Raw genomic sequence first — 26,091 nt, forward strand, 5'->3', positions numbered from 1 at the left:
CAAAAATTATAGCCTCAACTGGCCAAAATAATAGCTATATAGGAAAACACTCATATAGCTATTATTTTTAACTAAAATTGAACTTATATTGAAAAATTATGTTTAAGCATTTTCTATTTATAAAATAGTCTGAAATTTGGTATATTACATCATTGATCGGTGCGTAAGTTGGTAATATTTGTATCTTATGTTTACGATAGCGAGCAGGGCCTTCTGGACTTGCTACATTTGACTGGAGACAATTTTTGGGCAGATTTGGGAACAAACCCGAAAGGATCCATGAAAAAAAGACGTGTGTTTGACCAAGCATTCAAATGAATGGCTGTCGAGTTGTCCCACTCAAAAGGCTCCGTGCAGGAAGCCGTCTGTGAACTCGGTATCGATTCGAGTCGGATCACCAAATGGCGGCAAAGCCACAAAAGTTCTGACCAATCTGCCACTGCGTTCACTGAGCTGAGTCCACGGTCTACCGGATTCTAAAGAGCCGAGGGCTGATTACAACCCCTGCCTATCGGTTGATGGAAGCGGCCGACCATTTTTATAATCCGACCACGGCACCGAATCAACTCTGGCAGACCGATTTTACCGCACCGGCGGGCCGGCTACTTCAAGATCAAGCACTGGGGCTGGTATTATCTCTCGACGGTGTTGGATGACTACCGCTTCGGCGGCCCGGTCGCGTTACATCCTGGCGTGGGAACTGTGTCCAGGCATGCAAGCGGTCGATGTGGAGCGAACGGTGCAAGCCGCTTTGCATGCTAGTAGTTTGAAGGCCGGCCAGCGACCTCGTATTTTGTCCGACAATGGGTCAGCCTATGTGTCCCGGTATCTGAAGGAGTATTTGAAAGGGGAAAGCATGGAGCATGTTCGCTGTGCTCCGTTTCACCCCATGACCCAAGGCAAAATTGAGCGGTATCATCGGTCGATGAAAAACGTGTTATTACTCGAACACTATTACAGCCCCGATGAACTGATCAGTCGTCTGACGGAATGGGTAGACTACTATAATCATCAGCGATACCATGAATCACTAGAAAACGTACGACCAGCCGATGCCTACTGGGGCCGTCAAGATCAGATCTTATTCGAACGGCAAAAAATCAAGCGATTGTCAATGCTGAAACGACGGAAAAGCGGCCCACCGCTGTGGTCATATTTTTCAGCGCGTCCAAAGTGGGTAAAACCGTCTCTTCTCTTTTCACCCGCATCTGTCCACTTTTGGTTGACGACGTACACCAATGCTTATACAATAGGCTTAAATACTTTACTGAGCTCTACTGTCTATGGTACAAGTAGTTACAATGCCACCTCGGACATTATATTTTGTTGTAACAATTAAGTAAGAAGGATCTTTAAGGATATTTAGTAGATCTTCAAAGATGTATGCTGTTATGTCCTCTTGTGCTGCACCGATATTACGCCAAGAAAGAATGTAGTACTTAAGGCTTTTTAGTTCAAGTATATACGGGCCCGGAACATATTCAATACGAAGTACTCCAAAGTCTGGCAAACCTGAGAAAGGGCATAGTGCTGAAAATTCACCTGTTTCTGTTTCATAAATCACTACTTGCTTAGCAGAATGGGTATATGGCAAGCGGTGGATTTCGTTTTGACGAGTCTCTGGTGGCAAGAATAAACCAAACTTCCCTTCTGGCTTTATACCGAACTTAGCCATGTAATCAAGTGCGCTGCTAGTGTGGTTCAACGCCTGCTTGTAGGTGATTTCCAACTGCTCCTTTATCTCTATCTCTTCTAAATGGCTCATGGCCTTTCAAAAATGGTTGTTTCATAACAAATGTAACATAATGGTAGTCCATTTTTTATATCTTGAACTATGTAAAGGTATCTTCCTATAGATAAAATTTGGGTATCTTGCAGGCTTGTTGGCTCGTTTGTCGGATACCATCTACATATAAATAAAGTAAATATAATTTTTTGTAAACTTCTGACAAACAGAAGTTTACCTATTCTCTAAAGAGAAAGCAGCTGACCTTGAACTGATTAAGTAAGAATCGCGCTTTGACATTATCTTAATGCGAATCGGTTCAAATAATTAAACTCATTTCGACAGTATGAAAGTAGCAAAAAGATTTCGTTGGGAAGGTGCTCACCGTCTTCCTTGGCATACAGGAGGATGCCAAAATTTACACGGTCACTCTTATCAGATGTGGGTGGAGTTAAAAGGTGAAGCTGACGGCCAAGGTATGTTGATAGATTTTAAGGACATTAAGAAAGTACTTAGTCCTTTAATCAATGCATGGGATCATGCTGTGTTAGTCGCCGATTCCGATCATGAATTACTTCAAGCCATTAGTATATTAAAGTCAAAGCACTTCATATTACCCTTTGATACTACTTCCGAAAACCTCTGCGAATTTATTGTCAATTTCTTAGCTGCTCAGGCACTTGACTTATTAGAGCAACATAAGGTGAGCTCCATCAACGTAAGGTTGCAGGAGACTGAGACATGTTATGCTGAACATGAGGTAACTGTTTTAGCATTAAGGTTGAAAAAGAAAGAGTTTGAAAATCCTGAAGTTGTAAAATCCTAAAACCCAGAAGTTATGGTAGATAAGTTAAGCTCTGCATTGGTCCTTTTCTCTGGTGGACAGGATTCAACTACCTGCCTTTACTGGGCTCAAAAATATTTCAAGAAAGTAGAGGCATTAGGCTTTCGTTACGGCCAAAAGCATGAAGTAGAGCTCTTGCAAGCAAAGTCAATTGCTGATCAGGCAGGTGTTCCTTTGAAAATAATTGATATTAGTGGAATGCTTGCTGGCTCGGCCTTAACGGAGCACGACAAAGATGTTTCAGCTCAACATGAGTTAAGTCCAAACTTACCTGCATCTTTCGTTCCAGGGAGGAATGCCGTTTTTTTGACAATAGCTGCTAGCTATGCCTTTACTAAAAATATATCGGATTTAGTAGGGGGGATGTGCCAAACAGACTATTCTGGTTATCCCGATTGCCGACGAGTATTTATCGACTCGCTTCAAACTACTATGTCGCTAGCTCTTGATAAAGATATACGCATTCACACTCCTTTGATGTACCTTACTAAAGCTGAGACGTGGAAGATGGCCAATGACTTAGGTGTACTTGAAGTTGTACGAGACTACTCTCATACTGATTACAATGGAGATCGCACTACGTATAATGAATGGGGCTATGGTAAATTAGACAACCCTGCCTCTATCCTCAGGGCTAAAGGTTATGAAGAAGCCAAACTGAATGGTTGGTTAAACTAATTATGCTAAATGGTTTTAGAAGAGAGAAAGCTTGAAAAGCGTGCATTTCAAATTAAAGCAATTTGGAAAACCTTACAAGGGGAAGGACTATTTGCTGGTAGACCTGCTGTTTTTATACGCATGGTAGGATGTAACCTATGGTCTGGCTATGAAGGCACTCGTGAACGGGATTCTCAGCGGAATAAAGCAGAATGTCCAAAATGGTGTGATACAGAGTTTACTAAAGAGGGGAGCCAATCATACGATGCGGTTGAGTTAGCACAAGCCATATTGGAAGTTGGTAAGGATACCCGTTTTTGTGTGCTTACCGGTGGAGAACCATTATTACAAGTTAATGCTGACTTGATAGAAGCATTACACTCTAATGGCTTTTTTGTAGCTATCGAGACTAATGGTACAGTGAGCTTGCAGGATTCTTGTTGGAGTTCAAAACAACAGAAGCTAATTCCTCCAGATTGGATTGTTTGTAGCCCGAAACTTCAAGAAAGTGCGCTTAAGTTAGAGTACTTCGACGAGTTAAAGCTTATAGTGCCTAATTACTTGCCTGAGCAATTCTCGCAGTTTTGCCGGCGTCAACGGTCAAATTATGTACAAGGTAGTCAACTGCCTTTGTTATGGCTGCAGCCTGAGGATGGTGCTCATGTGCGAGAAGCTACACAACTAGCTGTAAATATAGTATTAGAAAACCCCTTATGGAGGGTATCTGTACAGACTCACAAGATCCTTGAAGTAGAATAATGTTTCGTCTTTACATATGACAAATCAGCTACCAGATATACAAAGTGGTGTAGATAAAAGAGGGATTGGTCTCGACCAGGTTGGTGTTTCTGATCTGCGATATCCTATAATCGTTCTTGATAAAACTAATGGGGTGCAACATACCGTAGCTCGGCTAAGTATGTCGGTTAGCTTACCGCATAATTATAAAGGCACACATATGAGCCGCTTCATTGAAGTGCTTAATCAGCATAGGAATGAGTTCACGGTGCGAACATTGCCAGCTATATTAAATGAGATGAAGTTCAGATTAAAGGCAGAATCGGCTCGCATCGAGATGAGCTTTCCCTACTTCATAGAGAAGAAAGCTCCGGTTACTGAACATAAAGCGATGATGGATTACCAATGCTTTTTTCTGGGAGAGTCGTCTACCGAATTTGATGATTTCGTCTTGGGCGTTGATGTCCCAGTTGCAAGCTTATGCCCTTGCAGTAAAGAAATTAGCGATTATGGCGCTCACAATCAGAGAGGGGTTGTCAGTGTCCGTGTTAGGATGACCAAGAAAGATGGCTTTAATTCGTTTATATGGGTAGAAGAATTGATTGAAATAGCAGAGTCCTCTGCGTCTTCTCCGCTTTATTCTTTACTAAAGCGTCCAGATGAGCGTTTTGTAACAATGCAGGCCTATGATCGGCCAGCTTTTGTTGAAGACATTACCCGTGAGGTGGCTGTCAGGTTAAAGAATGACCAACGTATTGATTGGTTTGAAGTGCGAGTTACCAATTTCGAAAGCATTCACAATCATAATGCTTTTGCTTCTACTCAATGGAAGCGAGAAAATCACCTTGTTAAGAATTAATCATTAATGAAGATTCAAATAATTACTGCCTGTACTGGAGAAAAAGCGATTAACCATGATCGTGCACTTATTTTCTCTGATTTTGAGGCTGGGGCAGATAAGATCAAAGAGCGTGAGGCCGAATTAGAGCCGCTTCTTATGCCTGCTGCTTCGCTTTATACAGGACAGCAACATGTTCGATTAATGAAGGGGATAACAGAAAGCTTGTTAAATACAGGAATTCAAGCAGAGCTGTTTATCCTTTCAGCAGGTTATGGTCTGATCAGAAGCGATAGACATATTGCCCCTTATGAAGTCACTTTTGCAACTATGAAGAAAAAAGATCTTAATTCCTGGTCTTCTTTCTTAAATGTGCCTAGTGATTTTCGTCAAACTGTTCAAACTCCTTATGATTTTAGTCTAATCTTATTAGGTGACAATTATTTAGAGGCTTGTCAGCTAACAGGAGATGTTCAATTTGGAGGACCTACTATACTTTTTTGTGGAGCTTCTGCTGCAAAAAAAATGCCTAAGCTTGGTAATCTAAAAGTGGTTCCGCTCACTAATAAAGAAGCTAAGCGCTTTTCTTGTGGACTTGTAGGTTTGAAAGGGGAGTTAGCAGCGCGTGTACTAAGCCGTATTGTTGACGAAGGAACAGAGTTTGTACTTAAAATTATAGACGCTGATACACCTCTTGATTTATTAGATGAACCTAAAAAAAATAATGAAAATGGGAGAAAGAAACCTCTTGCAAATCCTAAGGTTGACCAAGTAATTACCCTTCCTGCAACTTGGAAGGACAGCTCTCACAAAAGTAGGTTAAGGTACTTTATTCCTGAATGGGATGATTTAGTCGATGGAGATTACAACTTCCTAGAGGATGTACACTCAGGAGGCTCTGGAGATTGGTCAAATGAGGTATATGCTCATCAAATGTTTACAGAGCCTAATTATGATGGTATACTTATATCTAAAGTTGTCGCTGAAAAAAGTGTAAAGAAGAAAGAAAGAATTAATTCTTTAGGAGTACACAGATTTTGTAGAGTGCCCCGAGAGTTTCCAATCATGGGAGATTGTGGAGCTTTTGGATACATAGCCCATGATGTTCCGCCCTATTCAACTAGTGAGATGCTAGATTATTACACCCGTTTAGATTTTGATCTTGGTGTATCACTAGACCATTTAATTGTAAGTGGTACTATGGAAACGGCTAAGGAGAGATATCAGCTCACCATTCAAAATGCAGAAGATTTTTTAGTGGAACATAGAAAGCGAGACCTACAGTGGCGGCCCATAGGTGCTGTCCAAGGTTGGGATCCCAAGTCATATTCTGCTGCTGCTGAGCAATACGTCAAAATGGGTTATGATTATATCGCTTTAGGAGGCTTAATTCGCACATCAACTCAAAACATAGTAAAAATAGTAGAGGAGGTTACAAAAGTTGTTCCTAGGAAGGTGGACATACATTTGTTCGGATTGGCCCGTCTCAGCGCGATGAGAACTTTCTCAAAGCTTGGCGTGACGTCTGTAGATAGTGCATCTCATTTAAGAAGAGCTTGGCTAGGATCTAATGATAACTACTGGACCGTAGGTGGGGAAAAGTTTGCGGCTATTAGAATTCCAGAGGGAGGCAAAAGTTTCCGTGCCAAAAGAATGATCAAAGAAGGGGGATTATCGGAAGAGAAAATATTGAGCTTAGAAAAAAAGTGTTTAAAGGCTGTGCGCGGATACGATAATGGAGAAGTAAGTCTATCAGCAACACTTGATACATTAGATGCTTATGACCAGCTCATCACGGAAGATCGCAAAAGTATGCGCAAGGAATACGAACGGACTCTTTCCGCTAAGCCTTGGAAAAGTTGCTCGTGCGATATCTGTCAAAAGGATGGAGTGGAGGTTATTATCTTCAGAGGAAATAACAGAAATAGACGTAGAGGCTTCCATAATACAAACATATTTTATTCTCTTCTTAAGAGAATCTTGACCGACGAAGCCTTCTTTTTTGACAAAGCGCACCGACTGTTTGAGCTCGACAGTAAAGCTGAAGAGTTACAAATGTCGTTATTTTAAGTTTTGAATGCAGATTCCTCTTCACTTAAGGTTTACCCTCAAGAAACAAATGAATGTATTAGCCCAAGAGATAAAATCTTGGGCTAATAATGAATTAATATCAAACGAAGAGGATATTGTAAAACGGATACAATTCTTTCCGCATACTACTAACCGGGGTAAGTTAATAGTTGCCAGTGTAGATAGTGATGGAGATTATCCTACATCTAAATACTTAGAGAGCTACATTTATCTCACTTGCTCGCAATCCGTCGTCTATAAGTCAGATTTGATTCATGGCTTAAAAGAAGTTAGCTCACGCGAGCCACGTATTAATTTTAGCTGGATTCCTGAAGAAGAAAAATTGCGACGTGCAGCGTATGAACAGACTTTCGAACAATTAGTTGGAGAGTCTATCAGCGAAATAATTCACAACTCAGATTATAAGGCACTGAAGTTGCAAAAGAGAAACAAAACACTTTCTATTCAGCAACTTCAGAAAGGTTTAATCTTCCCACAAGCTTCTGACTCAAGCAATATTGGTATCCAATTACGTCAAACAGCTAAGTTGGGAGAAGCTCTCAAAATAATGGAAGATGTAGAAAATATTGACTACTTGCTGATAGATTCCACTTTTTCCCTACCGTTGATTAATTCAGAGCAAAGTCTATATTTTGAACACCTTAAGAGATACTGCTGCGTTAAAGCATTGGAAAATAAGATTTGTCTTTTGGCAATTTCCAAGGCTGTGACCTCTTCTTACTTACCAGTTATAGAAAAAGCTGCCCTTGCAAGCGGTAAAGAGGGGGAAAGTACAGCTGAGCACTGGTATATAAGGTTACCAACATCTCCAGGAGAATGGAAGTTCTCATTAATAGAAGATAAAAGCCTTCCACCTGCTGGTGCAGTTACTTATCTTTTCAGGCTTCATAAGACTTTTCCTATAATGCGCTTGGACTTGGATAGAGCTTATTGGGACAAGTATGTTAAAGCAACATCGCAGGATGAAATCTTGTCTAATGAAAGGAAAATTTTCCAAGATATTGATTATTTAAGCCACGACCAACGTAGCTATGGCTTTCCTTATCCATTAAAATCTTGCAGTGATCGTACATCATTGAGCCAGGCTGATAAGTTAACTATACGTAAGCAGTTTATCGATGTTGCCGTAGCTAATGGCTTGAGCAAAAAGCTGTTTTCTTTTTAACACTATTAATGGAAAAAATTCTTAAGAAGTTAGGGGAACCCTTCGGCGTGTTAGCGGAGAGCAGTACCTATCAGCTAAAGGTGATCGCTCTAAATGCAGACGTTGCTTTGGGAGATTTATTTATAATGCCAAGTCAACGGGGAAATATAGATCGATTTTATCTTTTTAGGACAACGGAGTACGCAAATGTGTTAAATCGTTCTTTTGAGCTTAGTGAAATAGCACGAAGTAAACTCACTATGCCTGACTCATACTTTAGCGAAGATTTGGCCAATGAAAAGCTTATTGAGCTTAAAGGGATTTTATTAGGATACGCCGAGTTCTTTCAGGGTGGGTGGATTTTTAAGAAGCCTAGACGACTTCCTGAGCATTTCACTAACGTTTATCAGGTTCGCAATAATGATCCTGATGTTGCGGAGGTAGTTAAATTACTTCTTCAAGGACAACTAGGAAGTAACGGTCTTCTTGTAGGAAAAATAATGGCAGGTGAAGGGTTTCTGCCGCAAGTTGACGTATTCTTACCTACAGTATCGCTTTCGCATCACATTGGAATCTTTGGACGTACTGGTGCAGGCAAGAGTAATTTAATGATGGTCTTGCTTAGTTCTATCATGAAGCATAATGAGGCAGTTGAAGCAGGAATGGAGCAAGATCGAAAAGCTAGTATTTTTGCTATTGATCCTCATGATGAATTTAAAGCTTGGCATTCAGCAAGTGGTGGATCAGAAGGAATTCGTGGCATTGTTAATGGGTATTCAGATAATCAACAGCAAAATCTAATAAGTCCTTTCTATTACTTGACAAGTAAACGTTTAGAAAAAGAAGGTTTAGAAAGAACAATTAAATTTTCACGAGCTGACCTTTTACCCGACGACCTCTACTCTATTATGGAGTTCACTGAACAACAGATAGCTTACCTTAATCGTCAGTTCAATTTGTGGGGGGAAGAATGGGTATTGCGTACACTTTTAGGGGATACCTTTGATTTAGAAAATAGCGAGCAAGGAGCAGATTTTTTGCCAGGTACTAAATCAGCCGTTCAACGGCGAATGAGTTTTCTTTCTGGTAGTAATAGTAAGATTATAACCACTTTTGATGAAGAAGCAGGTAATTTTTATGATTCTATTTTAATAGACTTAGTATGTGCTTTAGAGAAAGGACGAGTTATTATTGTAGACACTAGTCTATTAAATGAACTTGAGCAATTTTTGTTAACTACTGTACTCGCCCGAACCCTCTTTACTCTTCGTAAATCGCTTAGGAGTGTAGAGCATGTAGAAAACCTAGAAGAGGCAATAAAAACTGCTTTTCGGGTAAATGAGACACTGGGGCAAACTGGGTTAAGAACCCTTGCAGAAGGTTTCGTATATAGTCTGCGGGAAGGCAGCTTACCATATATTAGAAACGAAAAAGTTGTTAGTCCGGATGATTTGCCTTATATCAATGTGGTTATTGAAGAGGCTCCTAGTATTTTAAATCCTCAGCGACTGCGATTTGGCTCAGTTTTTAGAGATATAAGCCGTCAAGGAAGAAAATTTGGTATTGGGCTAACAGTAATTAGCCAGCAAGTTAGTGAAATAGATAAAGGTGTGCTTACTCAAATTAACACTGAATTTAATATGTCTTTAGGAAATGATGAAGAACGAAGAGAAGCAGTACGAAATGCCTCTGGAGACTTAAAAGGATTTGAGCAAGAGCTTCAAGTTATGGGTAAGGGGCAAGTTATCTTAACTACAGTGTTTAAAGAGATTCCCATTCCGATCCAAGTACTTCCCTACGATAATATTGCATTTAAGGAATAGCTAAGTGGTCTGAATATATCTAGCTGGGCTAAGCTATTTCCGGCAATTTTACTTCTTGAATATGTAAAAGGTAATGTAAATCCTTTTCGACCTGAGAAAAGGATTTATTATATATATCTTTTTTATACTCATCTATTATATCTAACGCTTCATTTCTTCTTTTACTTTCAGACAAGTACTTAACTAACTCTTTATTGACTTTGTAGTTATCATATTGCTTTTTATTAATCTTACTAGTTTCTTTAATACCATTGAATTTATCTTTTGTTTTCTGTATTTGAGCCAATTCATAAAAAGCCTTTTTCCCATAAGTTACAAATACCCACTTTTTGAAGAAAGTTGATTGGCAAATTTTTCTATTTGAGGATGTAGATGGGCTAGGCAACTTAATAATTAAATACTCTTTTTCCTTATTTCCGCACACTAGCTTTATATTAAAAACAATCTTGTCACAAAAATTAATTAAAGAAGAATAATTGCTGCTATTTAACTGTAAAAACGGTGTATTGTACTCAGCAAAATACAAGGACAATTCTTTTTCTAAAACTAGTTTAAAAAACAGGCTAATTGTTGAGTTGCCAGCACTTATCTTTCCTCTCTTTGTTAAGTTCCAGCTACCACTTGTAAACAATATTCGATTAACATTATTATCTGATTCACTAATAAGGGCATTTATTAAGGGGTAATTTGGTATGATATTTCTTAATATCGAATCATCAGAGCTATTACCCATTCCGGAATCGCTCTCTTCGTCATTGCTTTTATTATTAAGCTTCTTTCTTTGTAAGGCTAGAATGATATCTGTTATACTAATTCCGCGTTTTTCTAACTTTTCAGTTAGTTCATCAACTTCCAGATTGATTCCAATTTTTATTTCAAGTAAGTCGCCAAGTACTTTCCAAAATGATTTTTTGTTACCATAAAAATAGTAAAGTTCCGGCTCTAATAAGCCTATTGCATCTCGAAGCATTAATGCAACTTTTTCGCATTTATCTTTTTTTCGGTAAAACGTTCTAAGGTAACTGGGAGGAGGGAAAGTGCCTAATACTAAATTAGGTTTACTTAAATCTACGTGCCTAGTTATATCAATATAAGGATGCCATTCTAAAGGTGGATATTTTTTAATTTTATAAATTGGTGCTTTTAAGAAATATTGCCTTTGTAGCTCCAAAATCTTCTTTTTTAGGTCATCAAGTGAAAACTCTGAATAAATTGATAAGTCTAAAGAGTCTATTTGATTCTCTGAAAAGAACTCATTGTATTGGTCTAGAAGTGTATTGTCTTGGTTTAGGAGTTCCATATGGATAACAGTAAGCTCTAAATATGTTAAAGTGGTATAGATCTTTCGTTACGTCCTTGCGGATATCTATCACAATTATAATGCAATTCGCAGGTCCGGCATGTTTGTTCATCGACCGCATGTGAAGGGGCCTGCCACTGCTGAGCATATGGTAATATCCGTTCTTGCTCTATTTCTTCTACTGTCTGATTAAAATTTTGGATAGCAACAGCAATACGCCCAGGGTGAGGCTCTACAGGAAGGACTAAGCGAGGAAACATCGAGGGATCGCCATTTGCAAGGTTCCAACGTGGATCATCAGCTAGTTCACCCAAAAATATAAGCACCGCTCTTGCCGGGTATTGTCCAGTTTGCTGTCGATATAACTCTGCATATACTCTCATTTGGTATTTATAGGATTCTAGTTCCCTAGATCCCTGCTCTGGTACTTGTCCTGATTTGTAATCCCATATTTCAACATCATCTGGCTCTGTACTGTAAGGCAGCCTAAGTGCGTGGGATACAGCGCCTGAAAGCACATCAACAATTCCTTCTAGTATGTAATCTCTGCCTGTATGAGTCACAAGCGCTCGATTTAGTCGGTATTCCGTTTGTTGTATGTTACTGAAGAAGGGAATGCCAAATAGTTGAATAAACCGATAAATTAACAGCGCAGCTCTGCGTCTCTGAAAGCCAGCATTAAACGTACGTACGCCTGACCTTATTAAACGATTATGAGCTACTAACACCATGTCATAAACACCTTGTTGGTTGGGCAGATTACCAGTAACCTGAAAGTCTCGGTTAATCTGGTCAAGCACATCATGCATGAGTGTACCAAAGTACCGTTGGGTAGCAGCTGGGCTATTATACTTCCTTACGCTGAAAAAACCGTACTGACGCCGGCATCTCTGGTAAGCTAGAATATCACCCACTGTTGAATATGTGTGAATGGCTATGTCAGCTTCCTTATATGGAGTAGTCCAACATGGTAAATGATTTACTATGCTCATAAGAAGTTTACGTTTAAGCCTATGAGTGAAGCTTGATTATTAATCGGCTGACCATGAACGTCTCTTCCAAGAATTGTATCCCATCTAGCTAAGTTTGTTCCGGCTAATATAAGTAAGCGTTTTGCCCTTGAATACCCAACGAAAAATAATCGAACGATATCCTCTTCTACTCGCAGCTGTATAGAACGGCGTAACAAAGGCTGGGTCGGTCTATTGATATAAGGAGCTAGCTGATCCTCAAGTACATGCGCTGTCCCAAGGAAGGGTGTGTTTTCTGGCTTGATGATAAAGACAACCTCAAACTGTAAGCCTTTTGATTGATGTATTGTCATTACATTCACACAACCAGGAACAATACTTACATCTTCGTCTTCAGAGTCATTCAAGCCATCATGATAGCTCTCGGCAAAGACAGCATAAAGGTTATATAAACTCCAAGTCTCAGTTTGTGTCTGCCCTGAAAGCGCTTGTTCAACTTTGATGGCACCTTCATCGTATAGAGACTCGTATTCCGCTAATAGTTGGTTGATTACTTTTAACCTTTCTCCATGCGCAGGATCTAGAATTGCATCGGAGTAGGGACTATGAGCAATCAGCTTGAAGAACAGACTTGAGATTGTTGTTCGTTGTCCACCTGCTTGAAGTAGATATGGGTTACTTGGGTCAAAAGGTGTTCCACTTACAGTGGTGATTGAATCATTTATATACACCTCTAAATCTGGAAAGCTGCCAGTGGCAATACGTTGTTGAAACGCATTGGTAGCCTCTTGAATATAACTTACCAAACGTCCTGGTAAAGTAAAAGTGGTCCCATCAGGCAGCGTCCATGTATTACTAAACCGTCTAATAGGATCAAGAATGCTACTCAGTGCACCTAGTATCTCTAATAAAGCCGTGTCGTTTTGTGCGGCCTTACTACGGGGATTTATATACGGTATTCCTGCATTATCTAGTGCGTCAATATATGCTCCAATAGCCCAGTTACTTTCTGAGGTACTAAAAGTTAAGAGAGCAACTTGACTGTAATCCGTAATGTAGCCAGCATTGAGTAGATCTTGAATAACTGTGGATACTTCAGCTCCTACTTGACTATCTCTTGAGCGTGTGATGATCTGAACCGGTTGATAGGCGCCGTTAATAGGTGATCTTGCCACTAAAGCAGGCTTACCTGGCGCACGTACACGAATCAGTGGGTTCAGTTCTATCATACTGGGGTGGTGTTGAATAAAGCGGTTTACCCATTCAACTATACCATTGTGGCTTCGTCGATTTTCTCGAAGGTATACTGCCCTAGGAGCAATGCCTATATAGTCTAAACAGGCACGGTCAAAGTCTATAAGAGATTCAACCGTAGCCCCTCGAAATCGGTAAAGAGATTGATCATCATCCCCAACTACGGTAAAATCGGGTAATCCACCGGTGAGAGCAAAATAAATTTCTTCTTGCACAGGGTTTGTATCTTGGTATTCATCGACGACCACTGACATACCATTCCCCAACCAAGTTTGACCTTCTGGTGATTGTAAAAACGTCAAGAAGTGCCTTTGTAAAGTTGCTTGGTCTGTACGCAGATCTTGTTGCAGATTCTGCTGGTATTGCTCATAAGCATCGGCCAACAACGCGAAATGGGGATCACCTGAGGTACGCATAGCATTTAAGTCCGCCCCATTTTCCGTTATACGGTTGAAGAGAATGCAACCACCTTCAGCTCGTTTTGCTCTTGAGGGTAGGTAAGTCTGTCCTCCTTGATACCTGGCCAGACGAAAACGAGCCCAAAATGTAACATCGTTAATATCCAGGATTGGATTACGGGTACGACGAAGAAAGTATTCTTGTACTCGCTCATCCGCAAGTACTCGTATCCGCAAAGTCGGCTCGTATCGTTGATCACGAAGTATACGAGCGCACAAGCTATGGAGTGTTCCTAAAAACACTTGCGTTACGTCGATTTCCTCTGCTTCTCGTAAGCCACTGCTTACTAATTGTTGTTTTGCTCGTAATAAACGGGAACGTAATTCAGTGGCTGCCTTTCTTGTGAATGTAGTTAAGACAATTCGATCTGCAGGAACACTGTCTACCAATATACGTTTTAGTACCAACCACACTAATGTATGGGTTTTACCCGTCCCAGGCCCGGCTATTATCCATAAAGGTTCGGTGAAGGTGTGCTCAACAGCAGCTTGTTGATCCAGATCTAAAGGCAACTCATTATTGAATGCTTTTTGGATGGCTAAAAAATAGTTTAATAAACTGATCATACTATAGTGAAGTGGGACTAGGTAGTTGGTTAGAAATATAGAATTAACTAGTTTAACCCGAGGTATTAACTTACGCTTTAATAATCCTTATTTATAAGTTCAGACTAATATTACATGTTATTTATAGTTCGTGAGCTGATCCAATTATCCTAGCATAACTACCATCAAATGGCTTTAATTAATATCTTAAGTAAAGTTTTATTAGCTCTGGTTTTTTAAAAGTTCGATTAAGGAATCTAATTCATCAAGATAATATATTTCATCCCAGCCACTTCTTATTAGGGTATTTATCTGGCTCTGGGTGAATGTGCCGTCAAGTATTAATACAAATCTTTCAATATCACTTCGAATCTTGAATTCGTTTCCACTAAATTCAAAACGAAGTGACTGAACTCTTCCAATTAGCTCTTTGACTTTATGAGTCTTACCTTGGTCAAATGCCGATTTCCAATGAATTGCTACTTTGCCAACTTTTATTAAAGGTGTAGTGGAAGCATTCTGGTTTTGACCATTTATTTCTGTTAGTAAAGAAGGATGCGCTGGAATATTTATAAACGGCAGACTTGATTCCTTTAGTTTCTTTTCGACAACTACCTTTAATGGATGGAATGATCTATATGACATAAGTTTTTGTTCTAAATTACTTGAAATGACTGTTTCTTCTAAAGACTTTCCTAATTGAGATAACGCATTGTATCCTACTTCATCTAATAACTCAGATAATACACCACTTGTAGCCCATAATATCTCAAAAGGTAAGTCTTTAGCACTTGTAACCCGGTTAACAAAACTAGGTAAGTTTATACGCCAAATAGTATGATTTGCTGGATAACTATTTGTGTTTAAATATTTTTGCGCTTTTTTGGACAGCTCGGATAATCCAAATCCCTGTTTTTTCTTTTTGTGTGTTTTGATTATATCAAATACAAAATAAAATATCCATACTATCTCCCAATCACCGCGTACTTTATCTTTATTTACTTTAAAGTACGGATCTATATATTGAGAGGTTAAACATTCGTACATACCTTTAACCGTCTTAAGATGTTGAAAATGATCCAATACAAATTTTACTTGAACTTCAACATCATTAATGTTGCATATTGGTTTAATCCACCTTTGCATTCTATCAAATGGCGAGTTTTTAATAGTATACTCGATGACTTCTTTTGTTAGTAAGTCTAAAGTATTATTAATTTCTTTATCGATAATTTTGTAGCCAAAAACGCTTTTTGTTGCAAATCCTAAAGTAATAGCATAATCTGGCATAGAATTTATCTTTAAGCCTAGCTCTTTATGCTTATATATTTGATTTCTATCCTCCTGAGGAAGAATTGCAAGTTTTAAAATTCCTCTTCTAAAAAATGTAATTTTTGCTAGTCTACTTGAACTTTTATTCTTATAACACTTTGCAAGGGCCCATAAGTCATTTAATAGAAAATTTTGTTTATTAATCGTATTATTTAGATGTATACAGAAGGTGCTAAATGCAATTCTTGCTAAATCGTCATTATCTAAAAGCTCTTTTAATAAATTAGATTTTCTCTCATTTGAGGCAGGAAATAAGGATAAGTTATTTTCAACTAAATTGACTAATACCTGCCCATACTTTTCACTTTGAACTAGGAGGTTACCATCTGATATTGCCTCCATTATATCTTGTAAGCTTTCTTTTTGGGTAGCTTCAAAAACTAGGTTATAAACACCAGGGGGAGGGGTAAAGGCTTTTTTTATTTCAAAAATTTCTCCTACGTTTCTCCAAACTTTCATATTATAGTTTGAAGCTTGACCTGTACTGGTTAACATTAAAAGATGGCTCGGGGCTTCTAGGGTACCAATAACAAAATCTGCATCTATACTTACTCCATTAGGCTTTTTTCCCCAGTATAGATCTTTATCTAATGAATAACCAATTTTCTCAAGTGCTAGATAGACCAATGCTTCGAAAGCGCTTCCTTTTTTTTCACCTGCCATGTGCTTGTATACAGTTTTTTAATAAATCCGATGCTTCTGTAAAACTTGTAAATTATCACTTTAATATTAATTACAGCTCTACATTTGTTATTATTATTATATGTTCATAAATAATAATTAGAACAAAAAAAAGATTTTCATAGTATAATTAGTGATTTGTTTGTACTTTACTAATATTTTGTAATATTTATTTTTAGGAAAAATTTGAATAAGGTTAGCCCCAAAGCTAAATAATAGGTATATGATAAGAGCTGATGTGTTCTGCGGTATAAGTGGTGCTTGCTTCGAGGAGGCTATAGAAGGTTGGGAAGCTTTGGCCTTGTCAGAGAGTTGGAAAGGGCTTATTCGCTTATTAGTTCCGACAGGCTCAACCCCACGTCCAGTCCAGATGTCAGCAATAAATGCAGGACTACTTGCTTCGCGCTGGAACGCGATAGTGGCCGCTCCTACCAATTCTGGTAAAAGCTTAGTAGGCTTACTGCCCTTGTTTGAGGCTTTATGTAGAGGAAAAAGAGCGGTTCTATTAGAACCACTACGAGTACTAGCCAAAGAGAAACACGAATACCTCACTCGTTACCTTGAAGACTTTAAGCTGATATTCGGCTCAGCGTTTTCTATACGTATATCAACAGGAGATTATAGACTTGAGGATGAAAAGTTTTCAGATGCTCCACCAGCAGGAGAATTACTTATTGCAACACCCGAGCGATTGGAAGCTATATTGCGGAATCCTGCTAATAGCCAATGGTTTGATACAGTGGGGGCAGTATGTGTAGACGAAGCTCATCTCTTGGCTAGTAATCGAAGAGGTTTAACACTTGAGTTTCTGATCACCACCTTACTTTGTCTTCCTAAACCACCCCGGCTGATTCTGCTTTCAGCCACCTTAGGCAAGCTCCAAAAGCTTAAGCAATGGTTAGAGCCTTGTGAGGTGATTGAGGTAACTGAACGTACACCTCCTTTACAAAAATGGGTTTGGTCGGTTAGTGATAAGAAAGAGGCTGATGCGGCAATTGTTGAGTATATAACTGATAAGATTATTCCTAATGATCATCAGGCTTTAATTTTCGTGTACACAACTGCAGATACCGAGAAGCTTGCTAATTACATTAATCAGCAGGTAAAGGGGCCTATAGCATCTCACTTCCATGCTAAAATAAGTAGCGCTGCACGTGATGAGGTCAGAGAAAGCTTTATTGAAGGAAAAACCAGAGTGATTGTAAGTACAACAGCACTCGGTATGGGAGTTAATTTACCTGCTAGTCATGTAATAGTACGCGATGTTACATTTGAAGTAAGCAAACCTGTTCCTCTTGGGGACTTGCTCCAAATGATGGGTCGAGCAGGACGAGGTGAGCAAGAAGGTACGGCTATAGCCATTGTTAAAGATAATGATGCTTGGGATAAATCGGAGCTAGTTAATTTACTCACATCCGAGGCACTTCCCGATTTTATACCAGCTTCAGCAGTGTTATCTAGTTCTATTGTTGACACTATTGCTTCATTAGTGATGGCACATCTATATAGAGTCGGTCCTACTGGAAAAGAACATGGACAAATACAGTGTTTTTTTGAGCGCTCACTGGGAGGGGCAGAGTTAGCTGCATTAATTCCTGAAACGGTCAGTTGGCTTATTCGCCAGAAGCTTGCTTATATTGATGAGAGTAAAATAATTCGGTTAACGAATTTAGGTAATCATACTGCCAAGTACATACTTCCTCCTTCAATAGCCGCTGGTATAGCCCAATTGATGCGCGATATTTTAAGCCTGGATGAAAAGGATGAATATCTGCAGCGGTGGAGTCTTATGGATAACTTATTTCTAATTCATCTGCTTTCTAATAACACAACTGTTAGTGTCCGGTATAGTGATGCTCGAGCCAAGAAAGTAGATAGTTGGTTTGAAAGTAATCCAGAAGAATTATCGATTATTTACAGAAACTGGGTAAGAGGTCAGGAAGGCTTTTCGAGAGCAGATGAAATACTAGGATCTTTAGGAGTAAAACTGGAAGGCAGCGGCCGTCTGGCAAATGAGAAAGCTCGTAAGAAATGTTACGAAGCACTTATAAAAGCAATTGTTCTATATGAGTTAGCTAAAGGTAAGTTGCCAAAGGACATTGAACGGGAATATGATATTAAGAATGTTGAAGGTGTCCAGGAGAAGTGGCGAGATCATGTTATCTGGCTTTTGTCTGGTATGGCTAAGCTATACAAAGTTCCCAATTTTTATTTTCATCTAAAAGAACACTGCCAAGCTGATAAGGATAGGGTTCAAAGGGTAGAAAACTTCTTTAAGAAGCTGGAATTCCGGGTATATGCGGGAATTGAAGAATTGAAATATTGTCATCCACTGGGATCACTCCTGCATGGAATCAAGCGGATAACCAACAACGTAGGAGCTGGCATAGGTATTCAGACTATGAATCGGCTTGTGGAGAATGGGATCACTACCTATGCACAACTATGTAAAATGAAACTTGAAGATTTTACTAGTATAGGAATCCATAAACCACAAGCCAAAATCATCACAAAGTATATCCAGAGACGCAGATTAGCCTAAGTCAGCATTCTGGAAAGATTTGTTGTTGAAAAGAACATTTCTGAAACAGACAATGGTAATGTTTTGCTGGTAACGTAAGCCAAATTGCAAAGCGCAAGATGCATACGCTCTAACGGAGTTGGATCAGTCAGTATCTTGTCCGGTTGGCTCCATAGTTTTCCTTCTGCCGCCAGTTGAACATAAGAACTCGAATCTATTGAATCCACACCCCATGTAAAAAGTTGCTCCACTATGCCTGGTTTACCAATGCCAAAAACGTGCAAAGGTAAATCAGGTATTACCTCTCGTACTGCTTGAATAATTGATTTGATCAGCTCAAGATCTCGTACTCTAGGTACTAAACCACCAATGGCTATACCATCAAAGCCAGCATTGACATAAGCCTGAGCACAGACTTTGGCGCTTTCAGCATCCCATGCTTGCACACAGGCATATAGCTTCATCTCTTTCCGACGTCTGTTTTTAATAGCCCATAAAGCATTCGCAATTGTAAGTCGCTGTCGAAACAAAGCCTCCTCTTTTTTGGCTTTAGGAGAAATTGGAAAGTCAAGTGTGAAGGCAATGTCGGCTATTGATTCCTGGAACTCTAGTATTTCTAACGGGTGCATCACCTTTACCTTGTTATCGGCTTCCTTTACTTGAATAATTCCAACCCCATTTTGCTCTTGAATGACCGAACTTTCAAACAATGCTGCAAATCCTCCTGAATCAACCATCAAGGGTAGCCGTGGATGTTCATTCTTTTTTATGTATTGCGCATAATAGTAGCTTACCATTACGCACTGCGACATGCGCGGAAGGTAAGGCCTAATCAATTGATCAAGAGGGTACTTCTCGCCAAAAGTGGTCACTGGGATATAAGCAGGGAAGTTTATAGTTCCCTTTGCCGTGTTGATGTACCTTGTCTTCTGGTTGTTCATAGATGATTTTCTTTAATGCGATTAATTGATTGTAGCTAGTCTCTTTATATAGGCTTTTCGAACCAAAGACTCTGTATACTCCACATATTTTTGGTGTTCAACCTTTGTTGACCAGCTTTTTTTAGGAGTAAAGGATCTTTGTGATATAATCGAAGAGCGAAAAGGTGTTTACAGATGTTGCCTTTGCTAAAATCAATACAATCACATACCCATTCATTTCCTTTTCTGTCAAGGAGGTGCGGTTCTGACCCTCCACTTATTTCATACTGATTAGCTCCCATCCGTACTATTTTTAGTGAGAGTGCGCGTTGAAGGCGATAGGAATCTATATTTATTGAGAAGCTTTCTGAAACTATTAAATTCTCTGTTGGCTCTCCAACAAACCTATTAGTAGACTTTTGCTTAACTAGTAGGTGTGCTTCATCAATCCAGCGTAAGGCTTGTTTACTAGATACTTTATGAATACCTACAAGGTCTGACAGCTCGGCTAGGGCTAAATCCTCAATATTCGAAATGCCATGTTTTATCAACTTCTTGGCATTTTTTGCACCAACTCCCTTTATAAAAGTGAGAGAAACTTGCTCTTCTGACAAGCCAGCTTCCAGCATCTTAAGGATTACATAAACCTTCTCTTTTAAGGGTATAAGTCTGATTAAGGCATTATTAACATCATCTTTTGATTCAATAAAAGAGTGTAAAGCCTGGAGCAGCCTTTGCAAAGACGTTACAAGCTTTATGACTTCAAAAGGATAACAGCTAAACTTTTTCGCTATTTCTTCGAGCTCTAGGCCAGACGTCCAAGCATTTGCAACTAATGCCATTTTTAAGCCAGAAAGTAATCGTTTGCCTTCGCAACCTGCAATGCTTACTGACTGTTGCGGACTGTTGCGGAGTAGGGTAGAAGGTATAAGCAGAAGCTCCGTACTTAGTAAGTCAAGCTCTTCATAATCAACATGGATAGATACTTCCTGATCATAAGCGCAGCCAAGTAAAAAGAGTAGATCAAATAAAGTATAATCAATAGGTTGTTTAAGGATGCGTACGAAGAGAAAGACAGTTTCTGGCGAAAGCTGATGCTTCACCATTAAGTAGCCTTCTTTAGTAACTTTTAGCTTTTGATGTGGATCGTTACTGCATTCTTGAATTAAGTTATTCTCAAGTAAATCTTGTATATTTCTTCTTAGGTTTGGTAGACGTCCTTGTTTATGACCAAGTGAGCTTTTAACATAAGCTTCTAATTGAGATACAGTTTTGGAAAATCCACACGCTATTTCTACTATAATTTGTTCGCTAAAGTGCCTTGGGTCTGACCATGAAGAGACTATTGGGTCATATTCCTCTTTCTCAACGCTCTGTAGCTCTCTGTTCCACCTTGGAATCAACAAAGTTGCCTCTCCGGATTTATCATAACCAAAACGGCCAGCGCGGCCAACACGTTGCCAAACACTATTTCTGGGTAGCGCTGAAAACTTTCCGTCATCAAAAATCTGCATGTCATAAAGTATGACCTTTCTAACAGGAAAGTTCACCCCCATTTCTAAGGTAGATGTAGCTATTAAGACAGAAATTATGCCTTTAGTAAACATCTCTTCCACCTGAATTCGTGTTTTGTAATCGAGCCCTGCATGATGGTATGCACTTGATATCGTTTGGTCTGATAAGAACTTTGATAGGGATTCTGCACGCTTTCGGCTTTGCACAAAAACAAGAATTTGTCCACCCTTTTCTAAACTTATTTGAACTTCCTTAAGAAGCAACTCTGGTTTGAAAGTTGCTTTGCTGAAGTAAACTTTTGAGACTTCAATAGGGATTGGCCTCCATGTGGAGCTAAACTCTATCCCATTAAGCCAATCAGCTAATTCAAGACGATTCCCAAGAGTAGCCGAAAGACCAATAATTCGTAGGAAGGGATTTAAGCGCTGAATTCTAAGTAACGAGCCTTCTAATCTCGCACCTCTATGTCTATCACCAAGAAGATGCAGCTCATCTACAACGAGTACGTGGACACTAGGTATCCAATTCCAATGGCAGCGCCAGTTTCTTATACAAGCTTCAAGACGCTCTGGCGTCATGATTAAAATATCCGCATCTTTGAAAGGAATAGGAAACGCTTTTTTTTCTGATGTAAAATCACCTGTGTAAATACCTATTTGATGCTGAGGTAGAGCCTCTTTAAACTTCATCCATATGTTCCAAGCAAGTACCCGGGTGGGAGCCAAGTATATTAGCCTTCCTCTGTTAGTAAGAAGTTCAGAAGCGTACTTAATTATTAAACTAGTCTTGCCGCTTCCAGTTGGCATCTGCAAAACACAGTTAAAACCTGAATGCAAGATTCCTGATTCAACAACTTCCTCCTGGCCTGGAAACAAAAGTTTGTTACTCATAAAAACGGATTGATTATCAAACAGGTCAAAATTCGCCTTTAAATTTATTAATTCAAAATTAACCAATTGATTCATATCGGGTAATTATGGAGGCTAATAATTATCAAGACTCGTTGATTTATATAAATATTAGGTTTTGTCTTTGGAAGGAAGGGCTACCTAAATTTAGATGGAACAGTGAACTTGTTAGAAAATTAGAAATCAATTCGTATAGGGCAGATGAGATCTTGAAGATCGAAGGACAAAGAGTAAATGAAAATGAAATAAGGTTATTAATTGATGTTTTTAACCTGACTGAGGAGGAGTTTCAACTCACCAACCTACTGAATAGCTCTTCTCATGATGTTTTAAGGGAGAATTTAAATTACTTGATTAACAGCAACTCAACGCATGGCGAAAAAAAAGTTTTAGCTTCTAGATTAGGTGTCGAAAACGGGACTATATCAAGATGGCTAAATGGCACTAGACGGCCAGTGAAAGATGAACAAGAAGAGTTCAAACGTATATTCTCGGTGAAGCCCTCTTATAATCTTGAAAAAGATCCAATATTTATGTCGTATGAATATTTTGGATTCAATGAAATAATTGAGTGGGGGAACCAAAGAAAAGAAAGGGTAGTCGAAAGCTTCGACGTCATTCGTCGGCTAATAGGTTAACTATTTACTATTGATACGTGAGTAGATTCGTAATAATTGAATCTTGTATTCAGTATGGCAAACTACAAACAAACCCAATATGAAGTGCTACGCCGACGGTGTGTTGCCCTCCAACAACAAGGTTGGAAACAAGTCGCCATCGCTCAAGCTCTGGGCATGACTCAAGGCTGGGTGAGTCGCACCTTAACTAAATTCCGCCAGCAGGGGCAAGATGGTTTAGCCTGGCAAAAACAGCCCGGTGCTAAACCTCGACTGACCCATGAGCAGTTGATTCAACTGGTGGCCGAGCTAAATCAGGGCGCTGAGCATCATGGCTTTCCGGGTCATGTCTGGACCCGCCCCCGTGTCAACGAGGTAATTAAAAAACTCTTTGGCGTCAGTTATGACCCCTCGCAGGTGGGGCGTATATTGAAAAAAGTGGAATGGACCCGCCAAAAACCTCAGCGCAAAGCCCGTCAGCAGAACCAGCAACGAGTAGAGCAGTGGCGAGAGGAGCGCCTACCTGAACTCAAAAAAAGCCCAAGCTGAGGGGCGGGTAATTTTGTATATCGATGAAGCGGCCTGTTATCTGTTGCCTATGCTGGGATTGACCTGGGCACCACGAGGCCAAACTCCGGTGTTGATCGAACAAGCGTGCCGCGAGCATCTAAGTCTGATTGCCGCTATTGTCTCCAATGGGCTGATTTATGTGGGCGGGCAAGACCAGGCCTTCACTGGCCAGGACATCCCCCTGGTTTCTGAGTAAACTTTGTAGCCAATACCGCAAGCGGGATTTATTGATCTTCTGGCAGGGCCGCCTGTGCGGATGGTGCATCTATCCACCGCAGTGAAGTGGTCAGAACCTTCCTTAGGGCGCGGCCGGGAAGAGTTCATTTAGAGCGGTTACCGGCCTACAGTCCTGATCGGACAGCCGACGCTGCTCAACCCGACTGAACTGGTCTGGAATCAGATCAAGCAGGGGCTAGAAAACCGAGTTTTTGTTTCGCTGGAAGACCTGACGGTAGCCGTTCTGGAACAGGTCAGAACTTTAGAGAAGGATCGAAAATCGGTGCAGGTCTTCTTCCGTAAGAAAGAAGTGGCCTTCTTTACAGATTAATTCACGGATCAATATCACTGCCCCCGGCAGTTGGTTATCAAATTTCACAAAATTCTTCATTTTGGGTTGACGCATGATATCACCCATCAAATTTCAATAATGCTTTAGTATATTCTCTTTTTATATTATCTTCAAAAGAGTCTAAGTAATTTTCCGTAGTCTTTAAGTCTGTATGCCCCAAGCTCTCAGCAATGTACTCTGTTGGTGCCCCCGACCTTTTTAGAACTGTAGCGAAACTGTGACGAGCATAGTAACTACTTACTGGTTTATCAATCCCTAACTCATTCGCAATACGCTTCATCCACTTGTTAATAAATTTAGTTACATTTTGAACTAGATCTCGCTCCCGTTTAGGGGCGATATTAGGTTGCAGGAATGGAAATATGAAAGCTTCTTGTTTCCGGTCCTTGTTGCCCCATCTCTGGATAACTTCTTGAGCCGGTTGGCTTAAGATTACTACTATCGGTTTCAGTTTTGTTTTGGCAGTATTAGCAGTTTTTGCTCGGATGAACTGTAAAATATCTCCATCAATGTTTTTCCATTTGAGCCGACATATATCTTTGACATTCATTCCATTGCAGAGATAAGAAAAAATCCACAAATCCCTAGCTTTCTCCTCGGGACTGCCTGGCTGAGCTGGGAAATGGAAAATTTTTTCAACTTCAGCCAATGTTAGTGCTTTTTTAATATTTCGACCGGCTGGAATTTGATAGCGATGCTTTCCAAAAGGATATTGCTCTTTCGTAATGATACTTTTGTCTAGAGCTTGATTCATAATAGCACGTACGGATCGAAGATAAATACCGACAGTTGTTAATGAGCGGCCTTTTTGAAGCATACTTTTTTCATATTTTTTCAGAAAATCAGGAGTAATATCTTCAAAGGTTAAAGATTTATGGCCTTGGCTAATTGAAGTTAATGCACCTTCATAACTAGAAGCTGTGCTAACCTGACCATCTTTCTTTAGATTATCTATGTATGCTTGAAAGGCAGAGGTAAGATCCTGTCTCTTTGCTTTTTCTTTAAGCGTTTCAGATTCGCTTTGAAAATACTTCCGTTCAAATGCCTCAAAGCTAAATTCTACTAAAGTTTTTAGCACACATTCAGCCTTTACCTCGAAAGCAGCAATACGTTCCCGAATCAATCTGAGTTCTTGCCGAGTTTTTGATTTATCCTGAACCTCTTCCCATTTAGCTTCCAGCACATCAATTCCAATATTGTAATACCGGCGAACACGCTGGAAGCTAATTCTTAACTTGAGTGGGAAGGTTCCATCAGCCTTATTCCTTCGAGTATCCAGGATGACGACAGCTGTAGCAGTATGAATCTTCATAAGGTATTTATGACACAATTTGATACACAAATATAATAAATACCTATAAAAATTAATAAAAACTGTATGGCAAATACGGTTTACTACATTGATTATCAATATAATAAGTGAATATCAATAAATAGCTATAAGAATATAGTACAATAAAACATCTGACTGTTAATCAGAGGGTCGCTGGTTCGAGCCCAGCTTCGGGAGCAAAAAGCCTCAAATCTTACGATTTGGGGCTTTTTTATTTTTTATTACAACGAATTTGTGCCAAAAAAGAACATCGATTATATTACAGCTAAATTATACTACCATACATAGATATGAACGAAGCAGAAAAAATTCAAAGGCTGAAGTCTCTGAGACCCGAGAGCCACTTTAGAGAATTCTTAATTGATCTGCTTAGGAAAATGGGCTTCACAGAAGTATTTCATACACACAGATACGGAGCCCCAGAGTCGGGTAAAGATATAATCAGGTGCATTTCAAAACTACTTATCACCTATTAAGGTTATTGGTGACTAATTGCCAGCGGCCACTTTTAGCCGCTACTCGCAGGTTGAGCATCGCCTGAGCCCCCGGGTTGGTCCAACGTTGACCACTGCGCTTCATCCGGCACTGGATCACCGTGCGATGAGCCGCTTCCATTGGGCCACTGCCAATCAGCAAACCCCGATTTCTGAAACTACCGTACTGCATCCNGGATCGGTTCGCTTCCAGATAAGCCATTAACCGAGTACGTTCTGCTTGCGTTGCTGGTTGCAGATTG

The 26,091-nt window shown here is 39.7% G+C and carries 19 protein-coding genes and 1 tRNA gene; 12 read left to right on the forward strand and 8 right to left on the reverse strand.

The features are described from left to right. Positions 1–652: 652 nt before the first annotated feature. Positions 653–1,339 (forward strand): integrase core domain-containing protein, encoded by a 687-nt coding sequence (locus B157_RS40385; protein ID WP_084761758.1) that lies wholly within the window; start codon positions 653–655, stop codon positions 1,337–1,339. Here the strand turns inward: B157_RS40385 and queF are convergent. Continuing rightward, positions 1,265–1,765: a preQ(1) synthase gene (gene queF / locus B157_RS0104805; protein ID WP_020602244.1), complete on the reverse strand. Its 501-nt coding sequence runs from the start codon at positions 1,763–1,765 to the stop codon at positions 1,265–1,267. The two genes, B157_RS40385 and queF, sit on opposite strands and share 75 nt — an antisense overlap. A gap of 307 nt (positions 1,766–2,072) precedes the next feature. Here queF and B157_RS34430 point away from each other — a divergent pair, with 307 nt between their 5' ends. The 7 genes from B157_RS34430 to B157_RS0104840 are packed head-to-tail and all read left to right on the forward strand — an operon-like array spanning position 2,073 to position 9,861. Then, positions 2,073–2,552 carry a 6-pyruvoyl trahydropterin synthase family protein gene (locus B157_RS34430; protein WP_063881387.1) on the forward strand — a complete coding sequence of 160 codons (480 nt, stop codon included), beginning with the start codon at positions 2,073–2,075 and terminating at the stop codon, positions 2,550–2,552. Positions 2,553–2,564: 12 nt separating this feature from the next. Next, positions 2,565–3,248 (forward strand): 7-cyano-7-deazaguanine synthase QueC, encoded by a 684-nt coding sequence (queC, locus tag B157_RS0104815; protein WP_020602246.1) that lies wholly within the window; start codon positions 2,565–2,567, stop codon positions 3,246–3,248. 9 nt (positions 3,249–3,257) lie between these two features. After that, the gene (locus tag B157_RS0104820) at positions 3,258–3,986 is read left to right on the forward strand and encodes a radical SAM family protein (protein ID WP_020602247.1); all 729 of its coding nucleotides are present in this window, start codon (positions 3,258–3,260) and stop codon (positions 3,984–3,986) included. Between the two features lie 16 nt (positions 3,987–4,002). Continuing rightward, entirely contained in the window at positions 4,003–4,824 is an 822-nt protein-coding gene (gene folE2 / locus B157_RS0104825; RefSeq protein WP_020602248.1) for a GTP cyclohydrolase FolE2, read from the forward strand. A gap of 6 nt (positions 4,825–4,830) precedes the next feature. Then, positions 4,831–6,873, forward strand: a complete 2,043-nt coding sequence (dpdA, locus tag B157_RS0104830; protein ID WP_020602249.1) for a tRNA-guanine transglycosylase DpdA — start codon at positions 4,831–4,833, stop codon at positions 6,871–6,873. A 49-nt stretch (positions 6,874–6,922) separates the two neighbouring features. Beyond that, on the forward strand, positions 6,923–8,059 hold the full coding sequence (locus tag B157_RS0104835; protein ID WP_157618309.1) for a hypothetical protein: 1,137 nt from the start codon (positions 6,923–6,925) through the stop codon (positions 8,057–8,059). An 8-nt stretch (positions 8,060–8,067) separates the two neighbouring features. Continuing rightward, positions 8,068–9,861 (forward strand): ATP-binding protein, encoded by a 1,794-nt coding sequence (locus B157_RS0104840; protein WP_020602251.1) that lies wholly within the window; start codon positions 8,068–8,070, stop codon positions 9,859–9,861. A 28-nt stretch (positions 9,862–9,889) separates the two neighbouring features. Here B157_RS0104840 and B157_RS0104845 read toward each other — a convergent pair whose 3' ends face one another. The 4 genes from B157_RS0104845 to B157_RS0104860 all read right to left on the reverse strand — a co-directional run bounded on the left by B157_RS0104845 (position 9,890) and on the right by B157_RS0104860 (position 16,385). Then, entirely contained in the window at positions 9,890–11,161 is a 1,272-nt protein-coding gene (locus B157_RS0104845; protein WP_020602252.1) for a uracil-DNA glycosylase family protein, read from the reverse strand. 26 nt (positions 11,162–11,187) lie between these two features. Further along, entirely contained in the window at positions 11,188–12,153 is a 966-nt protein-coding gene (locus B157_RS0104850; protein ID WP_020602253.1) for a PD-(D/E)XK nuclease family protein, read from the reverse strand. Beyond that, on the reverse strand, positions 12,150–14,411 hold the full coding sequence (locus B157_RS0104855; protein ID WP_020602254.1) for a UvrD-helicase domain-containing protein: 2,262 nt from the start codon (positions 14,409–14,411) through the stop codon (positions 12,150–12,152). Before B157_RS0104855 ends, B157_RS0104850 begins: the two co-directional genes overlap by 4 nt. 201 nt (positions 14,412–14,612) lie before the next feature. Next, entirely contained in the window at positions 14,613–16,385 is a 1,773-nt protein-coding gene (locus tag B157_RS0104860) for a hypothetical protein (RefSeq protein WP_020602255.1), read from the reverse strand. A 241-nt stretch (positions 16,386–16,626) separates the two neighbouring features. Here B157_RS0104860 and B157_RS0104865 point away from each other — a divergent pair, with 241 nt between their 5' ends. Then, entirely contained in the window at positions 16,627–18,945 is a 2,319-nt protein-coding gene (locus B157_RS0104865; RefSeq protein WP_020602256.1) for a DEAD/DEAH box helicase, read from the forward strand. On the opposite strand, the gene B157_RS0104870 is transcribed toward B157_RS0104865, so the two are convergent. Together B157_RS0104870 and B157_RS0104875 are read right to left on the reverse strand one after the other, a co-directional pair. After that, on the reverse strand, positions 18,942–19,865 hold the full coding sequence (locus B157_RS0104870) for a tRNA-guanine transglycosylase (protein WP_020602257.1): 924 nt from the start codon (positions 19,863–19,865) through the stop codon (positions 18,942–18,944). The genes B157_RS0104865 and B157_RS0104870 overlap by 4 nt on opposite strands. 44 nt (positions 19,866–19,909) lie before the next feature. Beyond that, positions 19,910–22,324 carry a DEAD/DEAH box helicase gene (locus B157_RS0104875; protein ID WP_020602258.1) on the reverse strand — a complete coding sequence of 805 codons (2,415 nt, stop codon included), beginning with the start codon at positions 22,322–22,324 and terminating at the stop codon, positions 19,910–19,912. Positions 22,325–22,335: 11 nt separating this feature from the next. On the opposite strand from B157_RS0104875, the gene B157_RS0104880 reads away from it, so the two are divergent. Further along, positions 22,336–22,905 (forward strand): hypothetical protein, encoded by a 570-nt coding sequence (locus tag B157_RS0104880; protein WP_020602259.1) that lies wholly within the window; start codon positions 22,336–22,338, stop codon positions 22,903–22,905. Positions 22,906–22,959: 54 nt separating this feature from the next. Next, positions 22,960–23,433, forward strand: a complete 474-nt coding sequence (locus B157_RS39615) for a winged helix-turn-helix domain-containing protein (protein WP_245565025.1) — start codon at positions 22,960–22,962, stop codon at positions 23,431–23,433. Between the two features lie 647 nt (positions 23,434–24,080). On the opposite strand, the gene B157_RS0104890 is transcribed toward B157_RS39615, so the two are convergent. Continuing rightward, complete coding sequence (locus B157_RS0104890; protein WP_020602261.1) at positions 24,081–25,334, reverse strand: site-specific integrase; 1,254 nt, start codon at positions 25,332–25,334, stop codon at positions 24,081–24,083. A 129-nt stretch (positions 25,335–25,463) separates the two neighbouring features. On the opposite strand from B157_RS0104890, the gene B157_RS0104895 reads away from it, so the two are divergent. Continuing rightward, positions 25,464–25,527, forward strand: a tRNA-Asn gene (locus B157_RS0104895). Positions 25,528–26,091 lie beyond the last annotated feature (564 nt).

This window comes from Spirosoma spitsbergense DSM 19989 (genome assembly GCF_000374085.1).
In the GTDB taxonomy this organism is placed as follows: Bacteria; Bacteroidota; Bacteroidia; order Cytophagales; family Spirosomataceae; genus Spirosoma; species Spirosoma spitsbergense.